This window comes from Pseudoalteromonas sp. GW168-MNA-CIBAN-0100, from assembly GCF_040309225.1.
Lineage (GTDB): Bacteria > Pseudomonadota > Gammaproteobacteria > Enterobacterales > Alteromonadaceae > Pseudoalteromonas > Pseudoalteromonas arctica.
This window is the reverse complement of record NZ_JBEOOL010000963.1, coordinates 1-244: the sequence shown is the minus strand read 5'-3', so window position 1 is coordinate 244 and position 244 is coordinate 1. Positions and strand designations below refer to the sequence as shown.

Here is a 244-nt window from a genome sequence, read left to right as displayed (position 1 = left end):
CATCATCGCTATAAGCGTATTCACCAGAGGTTTGCTGCCCTTGTGCTTTTAATACTGCTTTAATTGCACGATGCACCACTAAATCTGGGTAACGGCGAATTGGCGAGGTAAAGTGCGCATAAGCCGATAATGCTAAACCAAAGTGGCCTATGTTATCTGGCTGATAAACCGCTTGCTTCATTGATCGTAGCAACATGGTTTGAATAAGTTCAGCCTCTGGGCGGTCACCTAAACGAGCCAACAC

The 244-nt window shown here is 45.9% G+C and carries 1 protein-coding gene; it reads right to left on the bottom strand.

Annotated elements, in window-relative coordinates:
• A partial coding sequence (locus tag AAEY62_RS24205) for an RNB domain-containing ribonuclease (protein ID WP_350637015.1) occupies nucleotides 1-244 on the bottom strand: 244 nt, incomplete at both ends.